At 72.5% G+C, this 26,728-nt stretch carries 22 protein-coding genes; 5 read left to right on the forward strand and 17 right to left on the reverse strand.

Features of this window, described 5'->3' with window-relative positions; translation table 11 throughout:
* Window positions 1–72 precede the first annotated feature (72 nt).
* Window positions 73–1,104, reverse strand: a complete 1,032-nt coding sequence (locus tag AC07B0_RS07275) for a terpene synthase family protein (RefSeq protein ID WP_478897156.1) — start codon at window positions 1,102–1,104, stop codon at window positions 73–75.
* A gap of 392 nt (window positions 1,105–1,496) precedes the next feature.
* Between AC07B0_RS07275 and AC07B0_RS07280 the strand changes: the two genes are divergently transcribed.
* A complete protein-coding gene (locus AC07B0_RS07280; RefSeq protein ID WP_356876542.1) occupies window positions 1,497–2,831 on the forward strand; it encodes a polysaccharide deacetylase family protein in 1,335 nt (444 codons plus the stop codon).
* Between the two features lie 46 nt (window positions 2,832–2,877).
* Here AC07B0_RS07280 and AC07B0_RS07285 read toward each other — a convergent pair whose 3' ends face one another.
* The gene (locus AC07B0_RS07285; RefSeq protein WP_478897158.1) at window positions 2,878–5,007 is read right to left on the reverse strand and encodes a transglycosylase domain-containing protein; all 2,130 of its coding nucleotides are present in this window, start codon (window positions 5,005–5,007) and stop codon (window positions 2,878–2,880) included.
* 255 nt (window positions 5,008–5,262) lie between these two features.
* Here AC07B0_RS07285 and AC07B0_RS07290 point away from each other — a divergent pair, with 255 nt between their 5' ends.
* Window positions 5,263–6,402, forward strand: coding sequence for an amidase domain-containing protein (locus tag AC07B0_RS07290; protein WP_467292846.1), 1,140 nt, complete (start codon window positions 5,263–5,265; stop codon window positions 6,400–6,402).
* A 75-nt stretch (window positions 6,403–6,477) separates the two neighbouring features.
* On the opposite strand, the gene AC07B0_RS07295 is transcribed toward AC07B0_RS07290, so the two are convergent.
* From AC07B0_RS07295 to AC07B0_RS07340, 10 genes are all read right to left on the reverse strand, one after another.
* Window positions 6,478–7,032, reverse strand: a complete 555-nt coding sequence (locus AC07B0_RS07295; protein WP_478897160.1) for a nucleoside 2-deoxyribosyltransferase — start codon at window positions 7,030–7,032, stop codon at window positions 6,478–6,480.
* Window positions 7,033–7,080: 48 nt separating this feature from the next.
* The gene (locus AC07B0_RS07300) at window positions 7,081–7,737 is read right to left on the reverse strand and encodes a class I SAM-dependent methyltransferase (protein WP_467292849.1); all 657 of its coding nucleotides are present in this window, start codon (window positions 7,735–7,737) and stop codon (window positions 7,081–7,083) included.
* A 45-nt stretch (window positions 7,738–7,782) separates the two neighbouring features.
* The gene (locus AC07B0_RS07305; RefSeq protein WP_478897163.1) at window positions 7,783–9,666 is read right to left on the reverse strand and encodes a hypothetical protein; all 1,884 of its coding nucleotides are present in this window, start codon (window positions 9,664–9,666) and stop codon (window positions 7,783–7,785) included.
* A gap of 109 nt (window positions 9,667–9,775) precedes the next feature.
* Window positions 9,776–11,005: an MFS transporter gene (locus tag AC07B0_RS07310; protein ID WP_356876530.1), complete on the reverse strand. Its 1,230-nt coding sequence runs from the start codon at window positions 11,003–11,005 to the stop codon at window positions 9,776–9,778.
* A gap of 83 nt (window positions 11,006–11,088) precedes the next feature.
* A complete protein-coding gene (locus AC07B0_RS07315) occupies window positions 11,089–12,348 on the reverse strand; it encodes an ATP-grasp domain-containing protein (RefSeq protein ID WP_478897165.1) in 1,260 nt (419 codons plus the stop codon).
* Window positions 12,345–13,526 carry a DegT/DnrJ/EryC1/StrS family aminotransferase gene (locus AC07B0_RS07320; RefSeq protein ID WP_478897167.1) on the reverse strand — a complete coding sequence of 394 codons (1,182 nt, stop codon included), beginning with the start codon at window positions 13,524–13,526 and terminating at the stop codon, window positions 12,345–12,347. Before AC07B0_RS07320 ends, AC07B0_RS07315 begins: the two co-directional genes overlap by 4 nt.
* On the reverse strand, window positions 13,523–14,689 hold the full coding sequence (gene blsG, locus AC07B0_RS07325; protein ID WP_478897169.1) for an arginine 2,3-aminomutase: 1,167 nt from the start codon (window positions 14,687–14,689) through the stop codon (window positions 13,523–13,525). Before blsG ends, AC07B0_RS07320 begins: the two co-directional genes overlap by 4 nt.
* Window positions 14,690–14,798: 109 nt before the next feature.
* Window positions 14,799–15,740, reverse strand: a complete 942-nt coding sequence (gene blsF / locus AC07B0_RS07330; protein WP_478897171.1) for a CGA synthase-related protein — start codon at window positions 15,738–15,740, stop codon at window positions 14,799–14,801.
* The gene (gene blsE / locus AC07B0_RS07335) at window positions 15,728–16,717 is read right to left on the reverse strand and encodes a cytosylglucuronate decarboxylase (protein ID WP_478897173.1); all 990 of its coding nucleotides are present in this window, start codon (window positions 16,715–16,717) and stop codon (window positions 15,728–15,730) included. The genes blsF and blsE overlap by 13 nt, the downstream gene beginning before the upstream one ends.
* Window positions 16,718–16,805: 88 nt before the next feature.
* Window positions 16,806–18,059, reverse strand: coding sequence for a hydroxymethylcytosylglucuronate/cytosylglucuronate synthase (locus AC07B0_RS07340; protein ID WP_478897175.1), 1,254 nt, complete (start codon window positions 18,057–18,059; stop codon window positions 16,806–16,808).
* Between the two features lie 337 nt (window positions 18,060–18,396).
* Between AC07B0_RS07340 and AC07B0_RS07345 the strand changes: the two genes are divergently transcribed.
* The gene (locus AC07B0_RS07345) at window positions 18,397–20,037 is read left to right on the forward strand and encodes an ABC-F family ATP-binding cassette domain-containing protein (protein WP_356876516.1); all 1,641 of its coding nucleotides are present in this window, start codon (window positions 18,397–18,399) and stop codon (window positions 20,035–20,037) included.
* Window positions 20,038–20,053: 16 nt separating this feature from the next.
* Here AC07B0_RS07345 and AC07B0_RS07350 read toward each other — a convergent pair whose 3' ends face one another.
* From AC07B0_RS07350 to AC07B0_RS07370, 5 genes are all read right to left on the reverse strand, one after another.
* The gene (locus AC07B0_RS07350; RefSeq protein WP_478897177.1) at window positions 20,054–20,647 is read right to left on the reverse strand and encodes a TetR/AcrR family transcriptional regulator; all 594 of its coding nucleotides are present in this window, start codon (window positions 20,645–20,647) and stop codon (window positions 20,054–20,056) included.
* A 173-nt stretch (window positions 20,648–20,820) separates the two neighbouring features.
* Complete coding sequence (locus tag AC07B0_RS07355) at window positions 20,821–21,609, reverse strand: ABC transporter ATP-binding protein (protein ID WP_478897179.1); 789 nt, start codon at window positions 21,607–21,609, stop codon at window positions 20,821–20,823.
* On the reverse strand, window positions 21,596–22,639 hold the full coding sequence (locus AC07B0_RS07360; RefSeq protein WP_478897181.1) for a taurine ABC transporter substrate-binding protein: 1,044 nt from the start codon (window positions 22,637–22,639) through the stop codon (window positions 21,596–21,598). The genes AC07B0_RS07355 and AC07B0_RS07360 overlap by 14 nt, the downstream gene beginning before the upstream one ends.
* A 95-nt stretch (window positions 22,640–22,734) precedes the next feature.
* Window positions 22,735–23,616: an ABC transporter permease gene (locus AC07B0_RS07365; protein WP_478897183.1), complete on the reverse strand. Its 882-nt coding sequence runs from the start codon at window positions 23,614–23,616 to the stop codon at window positions 22,735–22,737.
* Window positions 23,613–24,728, reverse strand: coding sequence for an LLM class flavin-dependent oxidoreductase (locus AC07B0_RS07370; RefSeq protein ID WP_478897185.1), 1,116 nt, complete (start codon window positions 24,726–24,728; stop codon window positions 23,613–23,615). The genes AC07B0_RS07365 and AC07B0_RS07370 overlap by 4 nt, the downstream gene beginning before the upstream one ends.
* Window positions 24,729–25,206: 478 nt before the next feature.
* Here AC07B0_RS07370 and AC07B0_RS07375 point away from each other — a divergent pair, with 478 nt between their 5' ends.
* Both AC07B0_RS07375 and AC07B0_RS07380 read left to right on the forward strand, forming a co-directional pair.
* The gene (locus tag AC07B0_RS07375; protein WP_469378044.1) at window positions 25,207–25,947 is read left to right on the forward strand and encodes a carbonic anhydrase; all 741 of its coding nucleotides are present in this window, start codon (window positions 25,207–25,209) and stop codon (window positions 25,945–25,947) included.
* Between the two features lie 155 nt (window positions 25,948–26,102).
* Window positions 26,103–26,714, forward strand: coding sequence for a CatB-related O-acetyltransferase (locus AC07B0_RS07380; RefSeq protein WP_478897254.1), 612 nt, complete (start codon window positions 26,103–26,105; stop codon window positions 26,712–26,714).
* Window positions 26,715–26,728 lie beyond the last annotated feature (14 nt).

A 26,728-nucleotide genomic window follows, 5' to 3' on the forward strand; every position in this document is an offset into this window, starting at 1 on the left:
CACCGAACGCCACGGCCGGGGGTGCCGACGGGGCTCCGTCGGCACCCCCCGTCGTGGCCGCCCCCGCCGCCGTCACTGCGGGTAGGGGCCGTCCGCGGAGGCGTAGCGGGGTGCCCCGGTGTACCAGGCGTGGAGGCCGGAGAGGAAGCCGCAGGCCCCCCGGAGCCACGTCTCCAGCTCGGTCCGCTCGTCGTGGTGCAGCCCGGCCTGCCGGACGAGCCGGGGCAGGTCGATCCGCCGGAAGTGCTCGAAGTCCCGCAGGCGGGCGTTCACCAGGTTGAGGGCGGCGGGCACGGCCTCGTGGAGGCCGATGCCCAGGGAGGTGCCGACGACGAGGACGAGGTTGTTGACGTCGTGTTCCTCGTGCACCTCCCGTTCGTAGGAGGCGATGTCGTTCGCCAGGCCCATGAAGTCCATGAAGGCGTCGAGCAGGCCGCGCACGGTCCGGGTGTGCAGTATCCGCTCGGGTATTCGCGCGCCGGTGGACAACTCGACGGAATAGGGAGCGGTATGGGCGGCGAAGCTCTCGCGCCGGAACGGAGCGTAGTCGATCAGGTGGGGAACGTGGCCGCTGCGGCTGTTGGCCAGCTCCTCGACCCCGGCATCGACGTATCTCGCCAGCGCCCGGTTGAACTCGTGCCGCCAGTGCGCCAGCCTCGGTGGGAAGAGGCGTAGTTGCAGGTCGGCGATCCCCCGCTCGACGGCATTCGTCGGCTCAGGCAGCCGGGCGCCGAGCTCCGGCCGGAGGAAGGCGTGCAGCCGGGCGGTGAAGGCCCGCGCGCCCGGGAGGTCACCGGTCTGCTTGAAGGCGGAAGCGAAGTAGTCGTCCCAGGCCAGGGCCCAGACGTTGAACCGGTGGTTGAGGCGGAGCTCGGCGAGCGGGGCGTCGGGCAGGGTCCAGGCGGTCAGCTGGTCGACGGTCATGGCGTGGAACTTGGAGCGGGTCCATATCGCACGGCGGGCCGACGGCCCCCCGTAGCCGTCCAGCATGCCCATCTCGCGCGCCCAGGTCTCGCTCTCCTCGTGCAGGGCGGACAGGTGCGGATTCACCCGCAGCGGATAGGGCATCCACAGCCGGGGGACCTCGACGGCACGCACCGTCATGGGGACCAGCCTCCTTCACACCTCGCTGTTGGGGGCTCGGGCACGTCTTCGGAGGGCACGTCCTCGGGGCGGACGTCTTCGGGGTGCACGGCAGAGCGATGCGGTACGTTGCGCTTGTCCTCGCCCGTGGTGACGACCGCCCCCTCTCCTGAGGCCGGACGATGCCCGTCCCGTGGCTATGCAAACTTGCCCGTCATGGGCGATCGGCAATCCCACAACCCGCCCTGACCTGCGATCAGAGCGGAAGGGCGCTGTCCGGTGCGTGGCTGTGGGTTGGCTGTGAAGCGACGTACGTGAGGGACTCGGGGTACGGGAGGAGTGCCGACAAGTTCTATATTCGTACGAACCATCCGCACGCGGCCGGGCTGCGGGTATCAGGGGGGACGACTGCGATGGCCGACGCCGACACCGGTACCGACACGGCTACGAGGACCCGGACGGAGTCCCGGAGCACCCGCAAAGTACGCAGGCGGGCGCAGAACCGCAGGCGCCTGGGCATCGGCATCGCCGTGATCGCGCTGGGCGGAGCCGCCGCGACCGCGTACGCCTTCACCCTGGGCGGCTCCTCGGGCACCGCCCCGCACGACGCGAAGCTCGCGGCCCCGGGCGGCGCGGCCGGCGAGGCCGCCGCCGCGAAGGGCGCGGAGGAGGCCTGGGACGGCAAGGTCAAGGTGCTGGGGGACGGCTCCACCTCCTACACCGGACCGCAGCCGGGACAGCTCAAGCCCGAGCGGCTGAAGCCCGGCGAGAAGCCGCCGCAGTTCGTGGTGTTCTCCTGGGACGGCGCGCTGGAAGGCGACGACCGCCTCTTCTCGCACTTCCGCCAGGTGGCCCGCGAGAACAAGGCCCACATGACCTTCTTCCTCACGGGCATCTACCTGCTGCCGGAGAGCAAGAAGGCGCTCTACCGCCCACCGCAGCACGACCAGGGGTCGGCCGCCATCTCGTACCCGACGGTCCCCCACGTGAAGTCCACGCTCGGGCAGCTGCGCGGAGCCTGGACCGACGGCAACGAAATCGGGTCACACTTCAACGGGCACTTCTGCGGGCCCAAGGGCGGCGGGGACTGGAGCCCCGCCGAATGGAAGAGCGAGATAGACCAGACGTACTCCTTCGTCAAGAACTGGAAGACCAACACCGGGTTCACCAAGGAGGCGCCCCTGCCCTTCGACCCCGACCGGGAAGTGGTCGGCGGCCGAGCGCCCTGCCTGGAGGGCCAGAAGAACCTCATGGCCGCGATCAAGCCGTACGGCTGGCGCTACGACGCGAGCTCCTCGGGAGACTTCCAGCTGTGGCCGTCGAAGCCGGACGGCATATGGAACTTCCCGCTCCAGCTCCTGCCCCTGCACGGCAAGGAGGTACAGGTGCTGTCCATGGACTTCAACTTCCTCTACAACCAGTCCGGCGACAGCACCCAGGGCGACCCGGCGAAGTTCTCCGGCTGGCAGACGCAGACCCGCATGTCGTACATGAACGGCTTCAACCGGGTCTACAACGGCAGCCGGGCCCCGATGTTCATCGGCAACCACTTCGAGGACTGGAACGGCGGCATCTACATGAAGGCCGTCGAGGACGTGATGAAGGACGTCTGCCCGCGCCAGGACGTCCGCTGCGTCTCGTTCAAGGAACTGGCGGACTGGCTCGACGCACAGGACCCGAAGGTCCTGGCCCAGCTCCGCCTGCTCGACCCCGCGCAGGCACCGGACTGGGCCGCGCTGATCAAGTGACCCGGGCCGCCGGGGCGCACCGCCGCCCCGGCGCACGCCGCCCGGCCTACTTCACGGCCTTCGCGTAGTCGCCCCACAGGCGCACCGCCCGGTCGCTGCCGGGCGTGCCCGGGGCGCTGCCCCCCAGCCCCGTCAGCGGCAGCGGGACCAGGTCGGTCAGCGACATCCGGTAGACCACCACCGCCGTGGACTCCTGCTCGGTGCTGGCCACGAACCAGCCCGCCGTGTTCGCGGCGGTCGTCCCGGTCTTGCCCGCAGTACCGGGGTGCGCCTTGGCCACCGACTTCGCCGATCCTTCGGTGACCGTGGCCCGCAGGGTGTCCGTCACCGCGCGGGCGGTCGCGGCCGTCACGGCCCGGGTCGCCTTCGGCGCGTCGAGCGGCAGCGCGGCGCCGTTGCGGGTGACCGAGCGCACCGAGTAGGGGTCGGTGTGCATGCCGTCGGCGGCGAAGGTCTCGTAGGCGCCGGCCATGCGGATCGCGCTGGGCGTCGAGTTCTCCCCGAGCGCGAACGTGGGGATCCGCGGTCCGAGGCTCGATCCGAGCAGCCCGGAGCGTTCGGCGAAGGCTTCCACCCGGTCGAGCCCGACGTCGAGGCCGAGCTGCAGCATGGGGGTGTTCACGGAGTTCGCGACGGCCTGGCGCAGGGTCACCTGGCCCCAGCTGCGGCCACCGTCGTTGCGCCCCTTGACCACCTTGCCGCCGCGGTCCCAGTACGGGCCGTCGGGCGTCTGCACGGTCACCTGGTCGTTGCCGTCGTACGTGGTGGAGGGGGAGACGGGCGTGCGGTTCTTGCCGCGCGTGCGCAGCACCCCTTCCTCAAGTGCGGCGGCGTAGACGAACGGGGTGAACGCGGTGCCGGCCGGGACCGTCGTGGCGTTCGACTCGTTGAAGCCCTGCTTCAGGTAGTCGGGCCCTCCGTACACGGCCAGCAGCCGCCCGTCGGGGGCGACGCTCGCCGCCCCGATCTTCGCGTGCTTGTCGGTGTCGGGCCGCCGTTCGGCGTCGAAGTCCTTCTGCGTCTGCTGGACGGCGGAGGTCAGGGCCGTCATGCGGTCCCGGTCGAAGGTCGTGTAGATCTGGTAGCCGCCGAGGTCGAAGTCGGAGTCCGTGATGCGGCCGGCCTTGACCGTGTAGGCCTTGGCCAGCTCGACCAGATAGCCGGTCTGTGCGCCGGGCGTGCCGCCGAGGGAGGCGCCCGAGGGCTCGGGGAACCGGGTGTAGCCGGCGCGCTCGGCGCGCGTGAGCCGGCCCGTTTCGACCATGCGGTCCAGGATCCAGGACCACCGTTCGACGGCCCGCTCGTGGTTCTCCTTGCCGAGGGCGGGGTCGTAGAGCCCGGCGCCCTTGAGGAGGGAGGCCAGGAAGGCGCCCTCGCTCGCGTTGAGCTGCGAGACGTCCTTGCCGTAGTAGGCCTGGGAGGCGCGCTGGATGCCGTAGGTGCCGCGCCCGAACCAGCTGGTGTTGAGGTAGTCCTGGAGGATCTGGTCCTTGCTCCGCTGGTTGTCCAGTTTCACGGCGAGCAGGAGCTCGGTGAACTTCCTGGAGAGGGTGCGGTCCTGGCTCAGGTAGGCGTTCTTCACGTACTGCTGCGTGATCGTGGACCCGCCCTGGGTCTCGCCGCCCGTCACCGCTGCGCCCACGGCGCGCAGGACGCCCGACGGTGAGACTCCGGGATCCGAGTAGAAGCTGGAGTTCTCGGCCGCGAGCACGGCTCCCTGGACCTTGTCGGGCACCTTGTCCAAGGGCATCTCCTGCCGGCTGACCCAGCCCGTCCGGGCCATCGTGGAGCCGTCGGCCCAGTAGTAGACGTTGTCCTGCTGCGTGGCGAACGAGTTGAGGTCGTCGGGTATGTCCGTGGTCGCGTAGGCGTACGTGACGAAGCCCGTCAGACCCGTGAGCACGTACAGGCCGGCGCCCAGCCACTGGCGCCACGAGGGTATCCACCGGCGCCAGCCGCTGCGGCCCGGTCGCGGGAACTCCGGGCGCAGGCGCCGCAGTTGAGTACGCGCCAAAGCGGCGGCCGGCGCGAGGGCGCCGAGCCGGCCCGCTCCCGCACCCGGGTCGCGGCGCGCCCCGGACTTCCTCCGACGGCCCGGCCCTGCCCCGCCGCCGCCCGCCGGGGCGGCCCGCCTGCGCCGGGATCGCCCTCCTGCGGCGGTGTCCTTCCTGGCCATGTCGAATGCCCCCCTGTGCTGTGCTTTGCCGCCCACCCTAGATGCACTCGCTGTGGGGCCGTCGCGGTGGTGGCCGCATCCCGCCGCGCGCCCGCGGCGCCGGCCCCGGTGACGAAGCGGAGGCGTGCCGCACGGCGCACGGGGCGACTCCCGCCAGTCGGCCGGTGCGGAAGCGGAACGGGATGAGGGGGGCGTCCAGTTGTGCGAAGATTCCGTCCCCCGGTTCGTGCGGACCGGGTGACAAGGGGAAACACAGTGATACCTAAGAGGTTCAGGCCCGCCGCCATCGCGGCCCTGACCGTGGCCCTGGCGTCCGGCAGCATGCTCGCCTACTCCGCGGGTGCGGCCTCCGGGCCCAAGGCGGCCGACCGGGCCACCGCCGACACCTTCGGGCGCATAGCCGACGACGTGCTCTCCCAGCGGACCCAGGCACTGGTCGACGACCAGGCGGGGAAGCAGGGTTCGGGCCCGGCCGGCCAGAAGACCCGCATGACGGCCCAGCTGAAGAAGGACGAGGACGCGGCGCTCCAGTCGCTGCGGTCCCGCAAGGCCCGCCTGGCGGAACTCGGTGAGGCGTACACGGGCGCCGACACCCGAGTCGTCGTGGACCGTGCCACGGTCACCGGCGGGAAGGCGACCGTCCAGGTCACCGAGAAGACCACGCTCACGTACAAGAAGCTGCGCGGGGACGAGCCGGACACCACCGACATCGGGACGCGGTACGAGCTGACCCTCACCAGCAAGCGCGGTGGCGGGTGGGAGCTGGTCTCGATCAAGTCGCAGGACAGCGGCCCGGTCGCGGTCAACGAGCCCGTCGCGGCGAAGGTGAAGGTCGTCAAGGACGACGGCAACCAGTACCCGGACGGCACGCCCGCGTCCACCAAGTACCCGGCCCCGGCGAAGCCCAAGGCGAAGACCGGTGGTGCCTACGACTACGCCGCCATGGCGAAGTACGCGGAGAAGTACTGGAGCAACTACAACCCGGCGTACCGGAAGTTCAACGGGTCCGGGGGCGACTGCACCAACTTCATCAGCCAGGCGCTGAAGGCGGGCGGCTGGAAGCCCGTTCCGGGCTCCTCCTCGGACTACCGGAACTGGTGGTACGACGGCACCCGTCAGTCCGACTCCTGGGTCGGCGCGAACGAGTTCGCCTGGTTCACGCTGTCCAACCAGCGGGCCGCGAACCTGGCCAACGTCTACCAGGCGGACATCGGTGACGTCCTGCAAGTGGACTTCAACAAGGACGGGTCCAAGGACCACTCCATGATGGTGACGTACCGCAGCAAGGCCGGAATGCCGTACCTCACCTACCACTCCACCAACACGTACCGGAAGTCGCTCGCGAGCATCATCGCGTCCTACCCGGACGCGGTCTACTACGCGTACCGCACCTGACGGACGCCCCTGGGCCCCTCCCGCCGCGGACACCCGCGGCGGGAGGGGCCTCCCGTGCTCCGGGGCACCCGGCGGCTACCGGCCGCCGCTGCCCTCCCGCTGCCGCAGGACCGCCAGCTCCACCGCACGGTCGACGGCCGGCAGGCAGGAGGCGATGTCCGTGTGGACCACGTACTCCACCGACGCGACCGTGTGCAGTCCCTGGACCAGGAAGGTGTACTCCCTGTCGCGTTCCAGCAGCAGGACGATCGGCTTGTCGAAGGCGCTGGCCCACCCGATCTCGATGTGGGTGCCCGGGGAGGCCGGATGGCCCGGCAGCGCGACGAAGACGTCGGCCTTGCGGATCTCGTCCTGGTCGAGCCGGGTGCACTGGTCGGGCCGCATCAGCTCCGCACCCCACGCCTCGCGGCGGTGGGCGTTGTGCACGGAGATCCCCTGCGCCTCGAAGTGCTTGATCAGGACGTCGAACGGGGCCCGGGCGTCGGCCGGCATCTCTCCGGTCTCCGGGTCCAGGAGCTGGATGAACGGGCCGGCGAGGAAGACCGAACGGATGCCCAGGTCGGGGCGGGAGTCGCGGGAGTCGCGGGAGTCACGTGAGTCGCGGGAGTCATGGGGCAGGGTGATGGCCATGGGGATACCTCCGGAGCGGCGCGGGTGCGCGGTGTCGGGTGAGGGGGGTCAGTCCTTGAGGAAGCACTGGATGAAGGCGTCGCCGGTGGTGCCGCCGTGCGTGTACTCGGTGGTGTCGTAGGCGACGAAGGGGTGCCGCTCGACCCGGATCGAGCGGAAGTGCGGAAGGTACTGCCAGCGCAGCTCCGGCTTGGTGCTGAAGAACGGGATGAAGACGCCGCCGGGGCGCAGCACCCGGACGACCTCGGGCATGGTCCTGGCCCACAGTCCGGCGTCCGTCCAGACCTCCATGTCGAGGGCGGGGTCGAAGAACATCCCGTCGATGCTCTCCGACGGCAGCTCGAAGATCCGCTCGAAGAAGTCCCCGCGCTCGACGGTGAGGTTGTCGGGGACGCGGGGGTGCCGGGCCCGGAACAGGTCCTCGACCTCGTCGAACAGTTCCAGCACGGTGTGACTGCGGGTCGCGGGGTTGCCGGCGATGCGCAGCGCGGACAGGCCGAGACCCAGCCCCACCTCGTAGAAGTCCTGCCCGTACGCGCAGAGCATGTCGGCACTGGCCCACATCAGGTCCCGCTCCCAGGCCTGCATCGCCTGCTCGCCGCCGATGCTGAGGGTCACTTCGCCGTTCTGCTCGATCAGTTCGACGGTCGGCTTGGGCTTGGGCCGGGACGTGGTGCCGCGGTCCGCGACGCTCTGGCTTTCCATGGTTCTCCTTACGGGGGTGTGAGTGGGGCGGGTACCGGAGGTGGGTCAGGGGGTCCGGGGGACGACGCCGAAGTGGCGGCGGGCCGTGGAGACGGCGAGGTCCTGCACGGCGAACACGGTGAAGTAGTAGGCCTGCGGCGCCGTGCCGGGAGCGAACCGGACCCGGAAGGAGACCTCCTCGGGCCGTCCACCGGTGAGCCGCACCTTGGTCGTGGCCGGCTCCACGGTCGTGTCCTCCCGCAGGTAGCCCGGGACGAAGAGGCCGAGCCGGACCGGGCCGGTCCGGGCCGCGGTGACCGTGGCCTTGACCTCCAGCACCCCGCCCTGCTCGACCTCGTCCGCGGCGTGGGCGAGCAGCGCGGGGGCGTCCGGGATCCGGAAGGTGACGTCGCCGCACCGCATGCAGACGGCGCACGTGGTGTCCAGGACGTGCGGGAGCAGGCCCCGCCGGGTGAACTCCTGCGCGGGCCGGCCGCAGTGGCAGGTGACCTCCAGGACCTGGGGGTCCAGGCTGCTGCGGTCGCCGAAGTGCGCCGGGTAGTTCATCAGCTCGGTCTCGGGATGGGCCGCGACCTGCTCGGTGATCACGTGGTCCAGGGACTGCAGGTCCGCGGTGAGCGAGGCGTCGATCTGCTCGGGGGACTGGTCGGCGAGATGGGTGGGCCTGGCCACCCAGAGGTCGACCTTCCGGGCCAGTTTGGTCAGCCGGGGCCGGAGCGGGTGGTTGTGCGGCAGCAGGTCCGAGGCGAGGTACGCGGTGAGCCGGCCGCCCACGGTCAGCAGCAGCGGATCGGGCCGGTGGTCCGCCGGAGCGGGGGGCGCCGGGGTGTCCTCCGGTGCCCCCGGGAGTCCGAAGCGCATGAACGCCGGGTAGGGGTGCGAGCCGGCCAGGCTGGCGTTGAGGGTGTCGACCGAGTCCGCGCCGACGAGGGCGCCGTGCATCCAGGCGACGTTCTCCGGCCGGTCGGAGTCGTGCACCGACACGGCCGAGACCACCGTGCGGGCCGGGCCGTCGAGCGCGTTCAGCAGCAGCTGGTACTTCGGGTCGTACAGGGCCAGGTCCGCGAGCGGGCCGCTGTTGCACGCGCTGAGCACCAGCTCCACGGCTTCCACCCGGTTGAGGGGGACCAGCTTGTCCTCCGGCTTGTAGCAGGGCAGGCCGTACGCGCAGCGCGGGCCGAGCAGTCCGGGCACGGCCGGCACCGAGCCGTTGAGACCGCAGATGGTGAACTCGCCGAGGTTGACGCTGTCGTCCTTGCCGTGCCCCTGGAATCCCACCCGCCGCCACCGGGTGCCGAGGATCTCCGCCTGGATGTCCGCACGCTCGAAGTCGCGGTCGTCGAAGACCTGGACGCCGGGCAGCCGGGGCGGCCGGTCGGTGTCGGTGAACAGGCCCAGCGCGTCGACGTCGAGGGCCGGCTCCGCGTACTGCTTGGCCACGTTCCAGCAGACCGAGGCGCCGTCACGGCCGCTCAGCAGCGTCAGTCCGTGCCGCGGGCCGCGGTAGGTCGCCATGAGCAGGGCCCGGACGGGGTCGAGGGTGAGCCGGTCGTAGCTGCCGACGATCAGCAGCGAACCGCCGTGCCGGGCCCGGAACCCCGCGACGTCCGCCAGCTCCTCCTCGCCCACCCACGTCCGGGCGAACGGGCGGGCCAGCTCCGCGGTCCCTTCGGGCAACCGCGCCCCGCCCAGGACGATCCCGGTGTCCAGCGGGTGCAGCTGTCGCAGAGCGCCGTACAGCCGGGCGGCGAGCTCGACGCTCTCCGCCAGATCGGCGCGGTCCTCGGTCGGGACCGGTACCGCCCGGAGCCGCGGGGACTCCAGGAACTCCCGGACGGCTCCCGGGAACGCGCGCACGGTGACCGGACGGAACAGGGGGACCGGACCTGACCCCCGGTCGGGGCGCTGGTCGGTGAGGGCGGCGTTCATGGTGGACCACCTCGTGTTGTCCGCGTCGGGGCGGGAGGGAAGGGGGAGCGGCTGGGAGCGGGGGACGGCGAACGGGCGGGCGGCGGGCCCCGGGTGGCGGCTCCGGCCGTCATGCCACGCACTTCACGGTCGACGCCGCCTGCCGGGTCAGCAACCCCCGGCAGGCGAAGGCCAGCCCGGCGCCGGCCAGCGCGGTCCCGGTCGCCACCGCGAACACCACCCGCGGCCCGAACGGGTCCATCAGCAGCCCGCCGGCCTGCTGGCCCAGGGCGTCGCCCAGGACGGTGGCCAGCGACGCCCAGGTGAACGCCTCCGCCATGGACCGCCCGTCGGCGATACCGCTCACCAGGCTCATCTCGGTGGCCGAGACCAGGGCGATGGGTACGCTGCCCACCGCGAGCGCCACGGCCAGGCCCAGCTGGGAACCGGCGAGCAGCGTCAGCCCGGTGCCGAGGGCGTAGGCCAGCAGCAGCCGCGGCAGGCGCGCCTGGGGTGCGACCTGGGACTGGGACCGGCCGAGCCAGACGGCACCCAGGGCGCTGCCGACCCCCCAGCAGGCGTACACCACGCCCGCACCGCCCGGAGCCCCGTGCCCGTCGACGAAGGCCGGGATCGCCAGCGTCAGCAGGCCGATCGGTACCGCGGAGACGGCCATGATGCCGGTCAGCGCCAGCAGGGCCGGCTCCCGGAGCGGACCCAGCGGGTGCCGGGACTCCTTCGGAGCGGCCGCCGGGGCGCCCTCGGTGCCGGCCGGCAGCCGGGTGAAGGCGAGACCGAGCGTGCCCAGGCCGCCCACCACCGCGATCACCGTCAACGCCAGGCCCGCCGAGCCGCCCAGCATCAGGGCCGCGAGCATCAGCGGCGCGCCGATCACCAGGACCTCGGTGAGCAGCGCCTCCCACAGGTAGGCCGTCTCGCGTTCCTCCTCCCGGAGCGGCAACCGCGCCCAGAGCGAGCGCATGCAGGCGTTCGCGGGCGGCAGCACCACCCCCGCGACGACCGCCGCCACGGGCTGGGCCCAGCCACCCGGGCGGGTCGCCCACACCAGGACGGCGAGCGCCGCCGGGTAGGCGAGGGCGGTCACGGTCAGCACCGCCGAGCGGCCGCTGCGGTCGAGGCGGCGGGCGATCAGCGGGCTGCCGAGGGCCATCCCCAGCGTGTACAGCGCGGCGACCAGCCCGGCCTGGGCGTAACTGCCGCCCTGCTCACGGACGGTCAGTACGAGGGCCAGCGACATCAGGTAGACGGGCAGCCGGGAGACGACGCTCCACCAGGCCGCCCCGGCCACCCGGGGACGTGTGAGCAGGTCGAGGAAGCGACGGGGCAGGCCGCTGGTCACGTGGTCGGTCTCCGTTCCACGGCCGCACGGGGCGGCCGACTCGGGTGCCGGGCCGCCGTCCGGGCGGGCGGCGGGGGCGGGGATCAGGTGGGGACGGCGCCGGCCTCCAGCGGCGCCGACACCTCGATCGGCGCCGACACCTCGATCGCGAACCGGGCGAGCACCTCCCGCATGCGGCTCTCCACCTCCCCGACCGACGCTCCCACGACGTGGGCGTACCCCGAGGCGTTGTGCGAGGCACGGCGGGCCGTCACCGTGTCTCCGGCGCGGACCTTGAGCACGGCGTCGATGACTCCGGGCATCTCCAGGAGCTCCTCCCGCGAGGTGATCCGCCGGACCAGCCCGGTGCCGGGCAGCGGCAGCAGCAGGTCGCCGGCGCAGCGGCGTTCGCGGTGGCCGAGGTCCGGGCGGCGGCCGAGGTAGACCGCCAGGGTGGCGGCGAACACGTCGAAGCCGTACGCGTGGCCGTGGTTGGCCGGGATCTCGCAGCCCGCGAGACGGACGCCGATCTCGCCCGCGTACACCTCACCGTCGATCAGGAAGAACTCCATGTGCACGTAGCCGTGGTCGATGCCCATCCCGGTCACGATGCGCTGGACGAGGGCCCGCACGTCGACGGGCGGACCCTCGCCGGTGCCGACGCTGATGTTGGCGTTCATCGCGCCGTCGACGATGTCCAGTGGACGGCAGGGCATGGCACTGGGCCAGGCGTCGAGCACCTCGCCGTCGAGGACGAGCGCGCAGACCTCCCACTCGGTGCCTCCGAGGTGCGCCTCCACCATCCAGTCCCGTGCCGCGAGGTCGATTCCGGCGAGGCCGCCCGGCCCGGTGAGCCGGTAGGTGTCCACGCAGGCGAACGAGTCCACCGGTTTGAGGACCACCGGCCAGCCGTGCCGGTCGGCGAACCGCTCGACGTCGGCGCCCGACCGCACCCGGGCGAACTCCGCCGTCCGCAGGCCCAGTTCCCGGAAGCACGCCTTCATGACGGCCTTGTCCCGGACCAGGGACACCTGCTCCTCGGTCAGGTGCGGCAGGCCGGCGAGCGCCGCGAACCGCTGGGACGCGGCCTGCCGGGGCTCCGACGGATTGCAGAACCTGGTCGGCGGCACCGGCAGCCCGGCCGCCCACTCCCGGTACCGCCGGGCCTCCTCGGCCGTGTCGACGCCCTCGCGCACCCAGAAGGCGGGCAGGTGCGCGGTCTCCAGCAGGTAGTCCTCCGGCAGGTCCGGCCGGGTGTCGGCGAACCGCAGCAGGACCAGCCGGCCGGCGAGCTCCCGGGCCGCGTAGCGGGTGAAGGACGACGGCCGGTCGTCCACCATCAGCAGCACCTCCTCGCCGCTCACACCGCCTCCAGTACCTGGCGGACGGCCTTGGCCGCGACGGCCTGCTCCGCCTCCGGGAGCTCCGGGGAGAGCGGCACGCACAGGGTGCGGTCCAGCAGGTCCCTGGTCCGGGCGAAGCCGTCGCGGCTGAGGAGGAGCGGACCTTCGGGCGCGTGGTTCCACGGGAAGCCGTCGCGGTAGAGCGAACGGCGGCCGGTGAGCACCGGATGGTCGGGCAACAGGTACTTTCCGAGCGTCCAGTTGGCGATCCCGGCCGCGGTGAGCGCCGCCACCGCGGCGTCCCGCAGCTCCTTGCTCTCGCACCGGAACCGCAGGCTGACCTTCACGTCGCCGACGGCCCGGGGCCGGACCTCCAGGTCGGGCCGGTCGGGCAGCTCGGCCATGGCGATGGCGTACATCCGCTCCAGCCCGGCGAGCAGCTCGTCGAGGTGCCGGAACTGCTGGCACTGGACGGCCGCGACCTGCTCGCTGGTGACGAAGTTCTCCCCGAAGTGGGCGTCCTGGTCCCACGTCGGATAGTGGCCGGGGATCCGGGCCGATCCGTGGTCGTGGTAGCGGCGCATGGTCGCCCAGGCGCCGTCGTCGTCGGTGACGACCAGCCCGCCCTCGCCCGAGGTGAGGACCTTGTTGTGGTGGAAGCTGAACGTCCCCGCGTAGCCGGCCGTCCCGACGTACCGGCCGTCGGGGAAGCGCGCGCCGAGCGACTGCGCGCAGTCCTCGACCAGGTAGGGCACGCCCGTCGGCAGCGGGGCCACGGTGCCCTCCATATGGGCCGTGATGACCCGCTGGGCGTCCGCCGGCAGCAGCGTCGGGTCCATGGAGAGCGAGTCGTCGGCGTCGACCAGCACCGGGATCAGGCCGCACGACAGCACCGCGCCGGCCACCGCGACGAACGTCACCGCCGGGACGTGCACCAGGTCGCCGACGGCCGGACGGGTGGAGATCAGCGCCAGCCTCAGCGCCTCCGTGCAGTTGTGGACGGCCAGGGCGTGGCCCGCACCCAGGCGTTCGGCCACGGTCCGCTCCAGCCGGGAGGCCATGCTCTCGGTCTCCGTCTGGTACCGGAACAGGACCTGGTGCTCGATCACCCTCCGCAGTTCCGACATGTCGGACCAGTCGAGGTAGTTCGCTCCGTAGGGCAGGAAGCGCTGCCCGAGCCGCTTGTCGAGGGTGCTCATCGCGTACCGGACTCCGTGATCGGCTGCGCCTCACCGTCGACGACCATCTCCTGGCCTCGGTAGTTGCGGAGCAGCAGGCCGTCGGGGGTGGGGGTGAAGGAGGGCTGCGCGATCGGGATCTTGCCGATCCTGGTGGTCAGGACGTACTGGGGGACGCCGAACCCGGTGATGTGTCCCTGGAGGCCGGCCATGATCTCCCACCCCTTCTCCACGGACGTCATGAAGTGCGAGACCCCGGTGACGTTGTCGCAGTGGTAGAGGTAGTACGGCCGGACCCGGATCCGCAGCAGCTCGGTCATCAGGGTCCGCATGGTGGTGACGTCGTCGTTGATCCCGCGCAGCAGCACCGTCTGGTTCCCGACGGGGATCCCGTGCCGCAGCAGGCGGTCCACGGCCGTGGCGGCCTCCGGCGTGATCTCCTTCGGATGGTTGAAGTGCGTGTTCAGCCAGACCGGGTGGTAGCGGGAGAGCATCGAGCAGAGGTCTTCGGTGATCCGCTGTGGCAGCAGCACGGGGAACCTGCTGCCGATCCGGATGATCTCCACGCTGGGGATCGCCCGGAGCCCGGCGACGATCTCCTCCAGCTTGCCGTCCTGGTAGGACAGCGGGTCGCCGCCGGTGAGCAGGACGTCCCGGATCTCGGGGTGGTCGGCGATGTACCGGAGGTCCTCGTCGAAGGAGCCGCCCTCGTCGTCACGGAAGTAGGTGCCGTCGACGTCGGTCGTGTGGAACTTGCGCGTGCAGTGGCGGCAGTAGACCGGGCAGGCCTCGGTGATCAGCATGATCACCCGGTCCGGGTACTTGTGCACCACCCGGTTGGTCTTGCGGTAGTAGGTGTCCCCGACCGGGTCGACCTCGGCACCGGGGAACTCCATCAGCTCGCCGAGTGCCGGAACCGCCTGCTGCCGGACGGGGCAGCCGGGGTCGTCCGCGTCCATCAGGGAGGCGTAGTACGGGGTGACGCTCCAGCGGTACTTGCCCGCCACACCGGCGATCGCCTCCTCCTCGTCGGCGCTCAGGTTGATCCACTGCCTGGCCTTCTCGACGTTGGTGATGCGCCGGCGCATGTGCCAGCGCCAGTCGTCCCAGTCGGTCTCCGGGACCCTGGGGCGGATCAGCTCGGGGCGGGTGGCAGGTGCGGGTTCGCGGAGGGTGTCGGACATGGCGGCTCCAGCACGGCGCGGACGACGTGGGTGAGGTGGGTGAGGTGGCCGGCACCGGCGGGGCCGGACCGGGAGGATGACGGCGCCCGGGGCGGGGCGGGGGCAGGGCTCACAGCGGGGCGAGCGCGAGTTGGCGCAGGACCCGGGCGACCCGCTGCGCCCCGCGCAGGTCGTCCAGGGCGGGGTCGAGCAGGTGCCACGGCCCGGCGGCCCCCGCCGGCGGGGCCCACAGGCCGGGGTCGTCGGGATCGTCGGCCGAGGGCAGCTGCGGCAGGACCCGGCCGAGCTGGTCGGCCAGATCCCGCTGGGCGGGCCCCAGCGCCGGCAGCAGGGCCATCGGCGCCCTGCGCGCCTGGGCGAGCGCGAGCGCCCCGAGCACCGGCGAGGCCAGGAACACGGCGGCGTCGGCATGGAGGGCGTCGGGGTCCGCGTCGGCGGCCCGGAGCACCCGTACGTCCGGACGCTCCGCCAGGGCGGACCGCAGGAGACCGAGCCCGGTATCGGTGACCACCGTGCAGCTCCCGGTGCGGTGCAGTGCGGCGGCGGCCAGCTCCCGCAGCGCTCCGGCCGCGAAGGCCTCCGCGTCCGCGTCGGGTACGCCCCACAGGGACAGCATCACGAGGGTGCCCGAGCGGCTCCGGCTCAGCCCGGTGCGGCGCGGCGCGAGGACCCCGGTGGACCGTGCGCCGGGGACCGGGTGCCCGGGCGACGGCAGCCATCCCGGCCGGTGGACCCGTCCGAGGGCACGCCCCGGCGGTGCGCCGTCGGCGGCCGGGCCGCAATGGCCCGATCGCAGGTGCACGACCGGAACGCCCAGGTCCAGGAGCCGCTCGGTGGCGGCCACGTCGTCGCAGACCAGCGCCGCGACCGGGGGCGGTTCGAGCGCGGACCAGCCGGTCCGGCGGAGGTCGCCGAGGTGCGCGGCCACCCGGCGCAGGGCGAGGGCCGAGTCCAGCTGGTCCTCGCGGGCGCTCAGCAGCACCCGCGGGCCGGGCCCCGCACGGCCGTCCGGCGCGGCAGCGGCCGCCCGGGCCGGGGTCAGTAGTGCCATGCCCCCACCGCCCCGAGCCGGGCCACGTCGTCGCTGTATCCGGCGGCGGTGGTGGAACAGCCGCTGCACACCTCGGGGCCGTTCTCGCGGAACCAGCTGGCGTGGGAGCGGAACGCCGGGGTGTCGAGCCGGATCACCCCCTGTTCCCGCAGGGGTGCGCCACCGGGCCCGTCGTCGCCCTCGCGGTGGGGGATGCAGCTGCACGCGAACATCCGGCCGAACTTGCCGTCCACGTAGATCACGTCGTCGGCGACGTGGCACACGGGCTCGGCGGCGCGCGGTGTGACGGACCGGGTGAAGTACCGCTCCTGCTCCTGCGGGGTGTCGCCGTAGAAGCGCTTGCCCATCGGCACCAGCAGGGCGGCCGGGTCGGCGTCGTACACCGGATCGCAGACGCTGCGGACGTGATCGGCGTCGGGGTAGGTGATCGTGCGGTCGAGTTTGAGGGCGGACAGCTCCCACTGGCGCACCCCCGCCTCCGTCAGGACCTCCTGCAGACGAGGCACCTCCGTGTAGTTGTGCGGCCCGACCACGGTGTTGACCCTGGGCAGCACGCCGAGCGCGGCGGCGTCCCGCAGGCCCCGCAGCCCGCTGTCGAACATGCCGGGGGAGCGCCGGTAGACGTCGTGGGTGGCGCCCGAGGCGCCGTCGAGGCTGACGATCACCTGGGCCAGGCCGGCCCGGGCCAGGGGGGCGGCCATCCGGGGCAGCAGCGAGCCGTTGGTGATGAGGGACATCTTCATCCCGCCGGCCGTGCCCGCGCGCACCAGCTCCACCACGTCCGGGTGCATCAGTGGTTCGCCCCCGGTGAACCGGACGTAGCCCACGCCGGCTTCCCTGGCCTTGGGCACCAGGTCGTCGAAGTCCTCCAGGGAGAAACGGAACGTGTCGCGGGAGAGCGCGAACTCGCACATGAAGCAGTCGGCGTTGCAGGCTTCCAGGATCCGGATGAAGAGGTAGCGATCGCGTGTACGCACGGGGACGGAGACCTTCCAGGCGACTCATGGGGCGGGTGGGACGGCGACGGGTGGTCACGGGCGGGCCGCGGCCCGCCGGCCGACCGGGTCAGGCGAGCGGACCGGCCGTGCCCAGGACTCCGAGCAGTGCGTCGGCCACCTGGGCCGCGCCGCCGGTGCCGACCGTGGTCGTGAGCGCGCCCCAGTCCTCGACGCCGGCGGAACGGCGCAGCGCGTCCAGGACGCCGTCGCGCAGGGCGTGGCCGACGGCCTGCCGGCCGTCGCCCCGTGCCGCCGCGGCGATCGCCCCGTAGATCAGCCGGAGGGCGTGGTCCTCGCCCTCGGAGCGGAGGGCCACCGCGTCGTCCTCGACGAGCACCTCCTTGGGCCAGAGGACCCGCAGCCGGGCCCCGAGTGCCCGGCTGTGGTAGCGGCCGTTGAAGATCTGGCTGAGGTTCTGCGGCGGCAGGCAGACGGTGGGGACGTCCAGTCCGCCCGCCTCCAGCAGGGTGGTCAGCCCCGGCGAGGTGAGCAGGACGTCACAGGCGTCCAGCCGTTCCAGGAACGCGCCGTGCCCGAGCGGGCCGGCGGTCGTCCGGGGCGGGGCGGTCGAGGAGTCGACGAGCCGGCCCGCCAGGTCGCCGGGCAGGTTGCCGGCGATGTGCACCTCCTCGATGCCGTGGGCGGCGAGGGCTTCGAGGACGGCCGGGACGACCAGGCGCGGATAGTGCTCCGGATCAGCGAGGTTCGGCGCCCGCAGACCCCCCAGGCTGACCAGCGCCCTGCGGTACGGGCGGCCCGTGTTCCGCCGGGCGCCGCCCTCCGGTGCCGAGGCGCGGGGCCGGGCGATGACCGCCTCGACCCAGCGCAGCTCCCGGGCGTCGGCCAGGACCTCCAGGCACTCGGGCGGCAGCTCGACGCTCTTCTGGGCGCAGTACACCGTCGCGTCCAGCGGCAGTGCGGGCCGGTCGCCCTCGGACCAGAGGAAGGGCAGGCTGTCGACGAAGACCGTGGGCACTCCGGCGGCCAGCAGGGCCTTCGCGGCCGCACCGTCCAGGACGACGACGGCGGCCCGCACCTCCTGTGACCGCACGAACTCCCGGACCGCGGTGCCCAACAGGCCCGGATCGTCCGGCAGGTCGTACCAGCCGTCCACCGCGTGCCCGGCGAGCAGCGGCCGCCCCAGCCCCGACGCGAGCCCGACGAACCGCAGGGGAAGAGCCGACCGGTCCTGTAACGCGGCGAGTACCGCGCTCAGCTTTCCCGAACTTCCCCATCCGAATTCCGCCCCGACGAGGGCGACGGTGACGGGAGCGGACCGCGGCGCGGGGGCCGCGGAGTGCCTGGCGGCAATGGACGGCATGGCTGACTCTCGCATTTCCGTGGAGGATCGGAACGCTGGGAACGAGGGGGGGCGGGCGCCGCGCAGGCATCAGCGAACGCGCAGGCACAGCGGGCCCGAGGGGAGATCGCTTGGACCACCCCCGAAGCTTCTTTCGACCGCAACCATTCCGTACACAGCTGATTGACGCAAGAAATCGACGCGCCCTTTATACCGGCGGGTGAATAGCCGGATCGGTCGCATAATCAGCAACCGCTGCGCGATGATTGAGGAATCGTCGGAACATCGGAAATCCATGGGACGGGCCCGCCAAAAAGGAATGGCCCCACGCGGTGTCCGGCCGCTAGGGTCTCCTCCCATGGGCTACCTCGAAGCCGCCGGCCTCGGTCATGTTCTCGCCGACGGCCGCGAGCTGTTCCACGACGTCTCGTTCCGGGTCCCGTCCGGTCAAACGGTCGCGCTCATCGGCGACAACGGCGCCGGCAAGACCACGCTCCTGCGCATCCTCTCGGGTGAGATCCCGGCGCAGCACGGATCGTTCCGCAGCCAGGGAGCGGTCGCGGTCATGCCGCAGTTCATCGGCAGCCTGCGCGACGACCGCACCGTCCGCGACCTCCTGCTCGCCGTCGCGCCCGCACCGCTGCGGGCCGCGGCCGCCGCCATCGACACGGCCGAGCTGGCCATGATGGAGACGGAGGACGAGCCCACCCAACTCCGCTACGCACAGGCACTGGTGGACTGGGGCGAGGCCGGAGGCTACGACTACGAGGTGCTCTGGGACACCGTGACGGTCGCCGCGCTCGGCAGCCCGTTCCGGGTCGCCCAGTACCGGGAGGTCTCCACGCTGTCCGGCGGAGAGCAGAAAAGGCTCGTCCTGGAAGCGCTGCTCCGCGGCCCGGCGGAACTGCTGCTGCTGGACGAACCCGACAACTACCTCGACGTACCCGGCAAGCGCTGGCTGGAGGAACAGCTCACGCAGACCCGGCAGGGCGTCCTGCTGATCACCCACGACCGCGAGGTGCTCAGCCGTACGGCCGGCCAGGTCGTGACGCTGGAGGGCGGCACGGCCTGGACCCACGGCGGAGGGTTCGCCACCTGGGCCGAGGCGCGTGAGGCGCGCTGGCAGCGCGCGGCCGAGATGCGCCAGCGCTGGAGCGAGAAGCACGAGCAACTCAAGGAACTGGTACGGACCTTGCGCCAGCAGTCGTCCATCAGTGACGAGATGGCCTCGCGCTACCACGCGGCCCAGACCCGGCTGTCGAAGTTCGAGGAGGCCGGGCCGCCGCCCGCGCCGCCGCGCCGGCAGCGGGTCGCACCGGACCTGCGCGGCGGCCGGACGGGCCTGCGCGCGATCACCTGCAAGGACCTCGAACTCAGCGGCCTGATGCGGCCGTTCGACCTGGAGGTGTTCTTCGGCGACCGGGTGTGCGTGCTCGGTTCCAACGGTTCGGGCAAGAGCCACTTCCTGCGCCTGCTGGACGAGGCCGGCGCGGACACGGACCCGACGGTGGCACACACCGGTGACTGCCGTCTGGGCGCACGCGTCCGGCCCGGACTGTTCGCCCAGACGCACCGGCACCCGGAGTGGGCCGGCCGGACCCCGGCCGACATCCTCGGCGCCGGTGAGGGCGATCGCCCCGGGCTGGACCTCCAGGGCGCCATGTCGGCCCTGAGCCGCTACGGCCTGGCGGGCGCCGGCCGCCAGAACTTCGAGACCCTTTCGGGCGGTCAGCAGGCACGCTTCCAGGTCCTGCTGCTGGAACTCGCGGGGGCGACCCTGCTGTTGCTCGACGAACCGACCGACAACCTGGACCTGATCTCGGCCGAGGCGCTGGAGGAGGCCCTGGCCGGTTTCACCGGAACGGTGGTGGCCGTCACCCACGACCGCTGGTTCGCCCGGGTGTTCAGCCGCTTCCTGGTCTTCCGGTCCGACGGCCGGGTAGTGGAGACGGACGAACCGGTCTGGGACGAGGGCCGGGTCAGCCGCGTCCGGGGCTGACCCGCAGGAGACGGGCCTAAGCGTGACTGACGGAGCGCCAGATCCGGTCGGGCAGCGTACGGGCGGCTTCCTCCAGGTCGACGTCACCCACCGTGAGCCAGCGGCGGACGACGGCGACGACCGGACCCATGACGAGGGACTCGATCACGGGGGCGGGCAGCCGCGCGAGTTCGCCGGATTCCTGGTGGGCGTGGATCCAGAGGGCGATCGGTGCCAGCCGGGCCTCCTGGGAGTCGCGGAGCTCTCCGGCACGCGCCATGGTTTCGCGGTCCGCGGTCGCGGAGTGGATGAGGCGGGCCTCGTCCGGACGGCTCCGCGCGAAATCCAGGTAGGCCAGGACCACGGCCCGGATACCGGAGCGGGCGTCGGCCGCGCCGATCAGCTCCGTTCCCAGGGCGTTCAGGAGCTGGCCCACCGAGCGCAATGCGAGAGCGGCGAACACCCCGTCGAGACTGCCGAAGTGGTGGTAGATGCTTCCGGAGCTGACCCCGCTGGCCCTCGTGATCGTGCCGAGGGTGAGGCCGGCTTCGCCCGACGCGGCGTAGAGGCCGAGTGCCGCGTCCAGTACCTGCTCGACCGTGGCTTCGCCGCGTTGTTGCTTCGGGCTCATCGTGCAGGCGTCCTCGGTCTCAAGGCGGCTCGTCCGCTCACTCCTCGTCACGGACAGCGTAGAACACCCTCCCCACGCACCTCGGGGACGGGTTCCGGGGGCATGCGGTCCGTCCCGCATGCCACCCGGTCCGCCCGACGGGACGGCCCCCGGGACGCCCTGGGACGGTCGCCTCAGCCGCGCATGGTCTCCGTCAGCCGGCCGCGCAGGCGGGCGAACTCGGGAGCGGCCCGCAGCGCCGAGACGTCCGAGTCCGGGTCGCGGTCCAGGGGCACCGGCAGCTCCGCCACCACCCGGCCGGGCCCGGCGGCCATGACCAGCACCCGGGAGCCCAGCAGGACGGCCTCTTCCGCCGAGTGGGTCACGAACAGCACCGTCGTACCGAGCCGCCCGGCCAAGGTCCGCACCTCCTCCTGGAGCCGCTCCCGCGTCAGCGCGTCGAGCGCGGCGAACGGCTCGTCCATGAGCAGGAGTTCGGGCTCCGCCGCCAGGGCCCGGGCGAGCGCCACCCGCTGCTGCTGACCGCCCGACAGCTCCCACGTGCGCCGGCCCGCCATGCCGGACAGCCCCACCCGCTCCAGGAGCTCCGCGATCCGGCCGCTCCGCTCGGCGCGGGGCACCCCGAGCCGGGCCAGCGCGAAGCCGAGGTTCCCGCCGACCGTGCGCCACGGGAACAGCCGGGGCTGCTGGAACACCACCCCGGCGCCCACACCCGGCCGGGGCGGGGCGCCCCGGACCAGGGCGAGGCCCGAGGCGGGCCGCTCGAAGCCCGCCACCACGCGCAGCAGGCTCGTCTTGCCGCAGCCCGACGGCCCGACCAGGACGACGAACTCACCCGCGCGGATCCGCAGGTCCACCCCTTCGAGCGCCGTCACCGGCTGCTTCGCCGAGCCGTACCGGACCGACACCCCCACCAGATCGACGACCGCGACCTCCGTACCCGGCACGTCAGTTGGCGGCACGGCCGAGCTCCTCCACCGCGAGCGCCCGTCCGAACGCGGCCTCGTCCGGCACCGCGTCGACGGCCTTCTGCCCCTTCAGGAACACGGCGGCGTCGCGCAGGTTCGCCGCCAGCTTGCCGGGGGCGCCCGGCGTGCCCAGGTACTCGGGACCCGTCTGCTCCTTCGCGCTCAGCAGCACCAGTTCGGACAGTTGCCGCTTCGCCTCCTCCGCCGGCAGCCCGAGCTCCGCGCCGATGGACTTCGCGGCCTCGTCCGGAGCGGTGCGCGCCTGCGCGACGGCCTGGTCCTGTGCCTTGATCCAGGCGGTGACCACCTCCGGATGCCTGGCGGCGAACGCGTTCGTGACCACCCCCAGGTCGGCGGTCGGCTTGCCCTGCTTGGCCAGTTCACGGCTGCTGACGAGCACCTTGCCGTCCTTTGTGAGTTCGCTCAGCGTCGGCGTCCACACGTACGCGGCGTCGATGTCCCCGCGCTTCCACGCGGCGAGCGCGTCCTGCGGCTGGAGGTCGATGGTCTGCACGGCCGACGGCTCGACACCGGCGGCGGTCAGCGCGGCGAGCAGCGAGTAGTGGGCGGTCGAACCGAAGGGGGTGGCCACCTTCTTGCCCGCCAGTTCCTTCACCGAACCGATCCCGGACTTGGCGACGAGTGCTTCGTTGTCCCCGATCAGGTCGTGGATCCACACCACCTTGTACGGGATGTTCAGCGGGGCGGACAAGCCCTTGGTGACCGGGCTCGACCCGGCCAGGCCCAGGTCCACGGCCCCGGCGATGACGGCCGTGTTGACGTCCCCGCCGGACTCGAACTTCACCCACTTCACGTCGGCTTCGGGGAGGGCCTTCTCCAGCAGCTTCTGGTTCTTCACCACCAGGTCGGCGTTGGGTATCGCCTGGTAGGCGATCCGTACGGTGGTCCGCCCGCCGGAGCCGCCGGCCGTGTCCCCGCCACCCCCGCACGCGGCGGTGGCGGAAGCCGTCAGGGTGACGGCCGCGGCGAGCAGGAGGGTGCGGCGGGACAGGGTTCTGGGCATGGACGGTCTCCGGTCTGAGGCGGGGCGGGGAAGGGGATGCGGAAGGAAGGGAAGGAAGGGGGAGAACGGGGGGAAGGCGGGGGGAGAGGGTGGGATCAGGCGCGGCCGCGCCACGGGACGGCGGTCCGCTCGACGAGCCGCAGGAGCGCGTCCAGGACGATCCCGGACAGTCCGATGGCGAGGATGCCCGCGATCACCAGCGCGGTCTGGTTGTAGCGCTGCGCGTCGCGGATCATGCCTCCGATGCCGGGTACGCCGTTGATGGTCTCGGCCGCGACGACCGAGGTGTAGGCGACACCGACGGCGATCCGGACGCCCGTGAGGATCTCCGGCAGGGCGGACGGCAGTCGCACCGACAGCAGCAGCGCGACCGGACCCGAACCCAAGGCCCGCGCCGCTTCGACGAGTTGGCCGGGGACCGTGCGGACGGCGGCCGCGGTGGCCGCCGCGATCGGCGGCAGCGCCGCGATCACCAGCAGCCAGATCTTCGGGGCCTCGTCGATGCCGAACCAGATGACCAGCAGCGAGAGGTACGCCAGGGGCGGCAGGGTCCGCAGGAACGTCACCGCGGGTTCCAGTACGACGGCCAGCGGCCGGACCGTACCGATCAGCAGCCCCAGCGGCACCCCGGCCAGCACGGCGTACGCCGAGCCGGTGCCGATCCGGCCGAGGCTCACCCCGAGGTGCTCGATCAGCAGGTGGCCGCCGTAGCCGCGTACCCCGTCGTGCACGGTGGAGGCGAGGACGAACTGCCGCCACACGTCACCGGGCGAGGGCACCAGGACCCGCGGCCACACCTCGGCGGACACCACCGCCTGCCAGGCGGCGAGGAGCACGGCGAGGGCGACGATCCGCAGCGCGCCCCAGCGCAGCGCCTCGCGCAGACGCTCCCGGCGGGGGGATCCGGCCCGGGGCGGAGCCGGATCGGGCGGCAGCGGAAGGCTCTCCGGGGCGGCCGCCGTCGTGAGGGCGGTCACGCGGCGGCCGCCCCGGTCAGGGCGCGCAGCCGCGGGACCACTTCCTCGCCGACCCGGTACGCCTCTTCGAGGTGCGGGTAGCCGGAGAGGACGAACTCGTCGATGCCCAGGGCCCGGTACTCGGCGAGCCGCGCGGCGACCTCGTCGTGCGAGCCGACCAGCGCGGTCCCGGCGCCCTCGCGGACCAGGCCGATGCCGGCCCACAGGTTCGGCGCCACCGTGAGGCGGGCGGCGTCCACGACCCCGCCGTGCAGCGCGGTCATCCGGGCCTGCCCGGTGGAATCCATGGCGGCGAACCGCTCCTGGCTCGCCCGCACGGCCTCCGGATCGATCCCGGCGAGGATCCGGTCCGCCTCCGACCAGGCCTCGGCGGCGGTGTCCCGGCTGATGACGTGCAGCCGCAGCCCGAAGCGTACGGTGCGCCCGGCCGCCCGGGCCCGCTCCCTGAGCCGGGCGACGCGCGCGGCGACGGCGGCGGGCGGTTCGCCCCACAGCAGCTGTACGTCGGCGTGCCGGGCGGCGACCTCCTCGGCGGCGGGCGAGGCACCGCCGAAGTACAGCGGTACCGGATGCCGGAGTTCGGGATCGGTGAGCCGGGCGCCCTCGATCCGCAGATGTGCCCCGTCGTGGTCGACGGACTTGCCGTCCAGCAGGTCCCGCAGGACCGACATCACCTCCGCGGTACGGGCGTAGCGGTTGTCGTGCCCCAACTGGTCCCCGTAGGACCGCTGTTCGGCGGGGTCGCCGCCCGTGACCACGTTCAGCGCGATCCGCCCTCCGGCGAACCTGCGGAAGGCGTCGGCCTGTTGGGCGAGCAGGGTGGGACTGGCGAAACCGGCGCGGAACGCGACGAGGAACCCGATGCGGGTGGTGTGCTGCGCGAGGGCGGCGGTGAGGATCCAGGGGTCCACGCAGCCGAGCCCCACGGGCGTCAGCAACGAATGGAATCCGGCCTGCTCGGCGGCACGGGCCACCTGGGCCAGGTAGGGGATGTCGGCGGGCCGCCGCGTGGCGGCCCCGGTACGGCCCTGGACGGCGGTGACGCCGCCGGGATCGCGGCCGTCCCCGCCGGTGGGCAGGAACCAGTGGAGCAGGAGGGGGTTTTCCGGCATGAGAGGACCTCGTCGAGGCAGCGGCGTGACACGTGCCACCGCCGGTGGGGGAGGTGGGCACGTGTGCACGGGCAGGAGGGCGGAAGGCAGGCGGGACGCGGGCGCGGGCAGAACGCGCGCGGTGGCCCGTACGGCGTCAGGAGCGGCGGATCAGCGGATCAACAGCCGTGCGCACGGGGGGAGTCGGCCCGACACAGCATGGTCGACACACGCAGCAGATCTACGTGACGACGCGATACCAGTACGGGGGCCATGGCCACATCCTGTCGGCGTGGCTCGGGCGCACGCAACCGGGGTCCGCATATTGGACCATTGTGTTCCGCATTTCGGGACGCCCTGGGTGTCCGTGGCGTACGGGATGGGGGCGGCGCGCGGATGGGTCAAGCCGGTCGTTCCTTGCCCTTGATCTGCCAAAAATCGATCAAAGAAGAGCGCCGGACGACATGTCAGGGGTCCGGTGCATCTAGCTTGTTCCGTTATGACCGCTGATGCCGAACCTCATGGGGGACCGGGGCGCCGCCGGTTCGTCCGGGCCGCGCTGACGGGCGCGGTTGCCGTGGGCGCGGGGCTGGTCGCCGGGTGGCCGACCGGCACGAGCTCCGTCACCGAAGGGCTCAACGGCCCGCGGCCGGCCAGCCCCCAGTCCGCGCTACGGGCGCTCGACGAGGGGAACCAGCGCTGGAGGACGCTGCACGAGCGGCATCCCGACGAGACCATGGCGGTGCGGCAGACGCTCGTCGCCGGACAGCACCCCTTCGCCGTGATCCTCGGCTGCGTCGATTCCCGCGTGCCCCCCGAGCTGGTCTTCGACCAGGGTCTCGGCGACCTGCTGACCGTGCGGTCGGCGGGTGAGGTCCTGGACGAGGCGGTCCTGGCGAGCATCGCGTACGGGGTCGTGGAGCTGGGCATTCCCCTCGTCGTGGTCCTGGGACACCAGTCGTGCGGTGCCGTTGGCGCCGCGGTGGGCGCGGACGAGGCCGGAGGGCAGCTGCCGGGCCACTTGCAGTACCTGGTCGATCAGATCCGCCCGGCCATCGACCGTACGCTGACGGGGGCGGGGCGGGCGGACGCCGCGATCACCGCGAACGTCGGGCTGGTGCACGCGCGGCTGACCGCGGAGCCCGTACTGGCCGAGCGGGTCGCGGCCGGGAAGCTGGCCGTCGTCGGGGCCCGGTACGAGCTGACCAGCCAGCGGGTCCACCGCGTCGACTCCCGCTGAACCGAATCCGCCAACCCGGATCCGCCGACCCGGATCCGCTGAACCGAATCCGCCGTCCCGAATCTGCCGACCCGACTCCGCCCGCGCACGCACAGACCGTCTGGAGTGGCTCCGCCGTGAATCCCGATGCCCCCGACTCCTCGGTGCTCCACCCGATGCCCGGCCAGCCGCGCGTCGTGCTCCTGAAGCCGCTGGTGACCTCCCCGCTGATCGAGGTCGGCGCCTACTCCTACTACGACGACCCGGACGATCCCACCGCCTTCGAGACCCGCAACGTGCTCTACCACTACGGCCCGGAGAAACTGGTCATCGGGAAGTTCTGCGCGCTGGGCACCGGCACCCGGTTCATCATGAACGGTGCCAACCACCGCATGGACGGTCCCTCGACCTTCCCGTTCCCCATCATGGGCGGCGCCTGGGCCGAGCACTTCGACCTCATCACCGGCCTCCCCGGCCGAGGGGACACCGTCGTCGGCAACGACGTCTGGTTCGGTCACGGCGCCACCGTCATGCCCGGAGTCCGCATCGGCCACGGCGCGGTCGTCGCCTCCGGAGCCGTCGTCGTCGACGACGTCCCCGACTACGGCATCGTCGGCGGCAACCCGGCCAAACCGATCCGCACCCGGTACAGCGAGACGGACGTGGCCCGCCTCCTCGCCCTCGCCTGGTGGGACTGGCCGACCGAACACCTGACCCGGCACGTGCGCACCGTCATGTCCGGCAGCGTCGACGCCCTGGAGGCCGTGGCCCCCGCGGGCCCCAGGTGACGGCCGGATACGAT

The organism is Streptomyces sp. NPDC044704 (assembly GCF_056433525.1).

Bases quoted from the DNA above. Each gene is read 5' to 3' on its own strand.
- AC07B0_RS07275 (WP_478897156.1), bottom strand. From the start codon at position 1,104: ATGACGGTGCGTGCCGTCGAGGTCCCCCGGCTGTGGATGCCCTATCCG.
- AC07B0_RS07280 (WP_356876542.1), top strand. From the start codon at position 1,497: ATGGCCGACGCCGACACCGGTACCGACACGGCTACGAGGACCCGGACG.
- AC07B0_RS07285 (WP_478897158.1), bottom strand. From the start codon at position 5,007: ATGGCCAGGAAGGACACCGCCGCAGGAGGGCGATCCCGGCGCAGGCGG.
- AC07B0_RS07295 (WP_478897160.1), bottom strand. From the start codon at position 7,032: ATGGCCATCACCCTGCCCCATGACTCCCGCGACTCACGTGACTCCCGC.
- AC07B0_RS07300 (WP_467292849.1), bottom strand. From the start codon at position 7,737: ATGGAAAGCCAGAGCGTCGCGGACCGCGGCACCACGTCCCGGCCCAAG.
- AC07B0_RS07305 (WP_478897163.1), bottom strand. From the start codon at position 9,666: ATGAACGCCGCCCTCACCGACCAGCGCCCCGACCGGGGGTCAGGTCCG.
- AC07B0_RS07320 (WP_478897167.1), bottom strand. From the start codon at position 13,526: ATGAGCACCCTCGACAAGCGGCTCGGGCAGCGCTTCCTGCCCTACGGA.
- blsG (WP_478897169.1), bottom strand. From the start codon at position 14,689: ATGTCCGACACCCTCCGCGAACCCGCACCTGCCACCCGCCCCGAGCTG.
- blsF (WP_478897171.1), bottom strand. From the start codon at position 15,740: ATGGCACTACTGACCCCGGCCCGGGCGGCCGCTGCCGCGCCGGACGGC.
- AC07B0_RS07340 (WP_478897175.1), bottom strand. From the start codon at position 18,059: ATGCCGTCCATTGCCGCCAGGCACTCCGCGGCCCCCGCGCCGCGGTCC.
- AC07B0_RS07345 (WP_356876516.1), top strand. From the start codon at position 18,397: ATGGGCTACCTCGAAGCCGCCGGCCTCGGTCATGTTCTCGCCGACGGC.
- AC07B0_RS07350 (WP_478897177.1), bottom strand. From the start codon at position 20,647: ATGAGCCCGAAGCAACAACGCGGCGAAGCCACGGTCGAGCAGGTACTG.
- AC07B0_RS07360 (WP_478897181.1), bottom strand. From the start codon at position 22,639: ATGCCCAGAACCCTGTCCCGCCGCACCCTCCTGCTCGCCGCGGCCGTC.
- AC07B0_RS07370 (WP_478897185.1), bottom strand. From the start codon at position 24,728: ATGCCGGAAAACCCCCTCCTGCTCCACTGGTTCCTGCCCACCGGCGGG.
- AC07B0_RS07375 (WP_469378044.1), top strand. From the start codon at position 25,207: ATGACCGCTGATGCCGAACCTCATGGGGGACCGGGGCGCCGCCGGTTC.
- AC07B0_RS07380 (WP_478897254.1), top strand. From the start codon at position 26,103: ATGCCCGGCCAGCCGCGCGTCGTGCTCCTGAAGCCGCTGGTGACCTCC.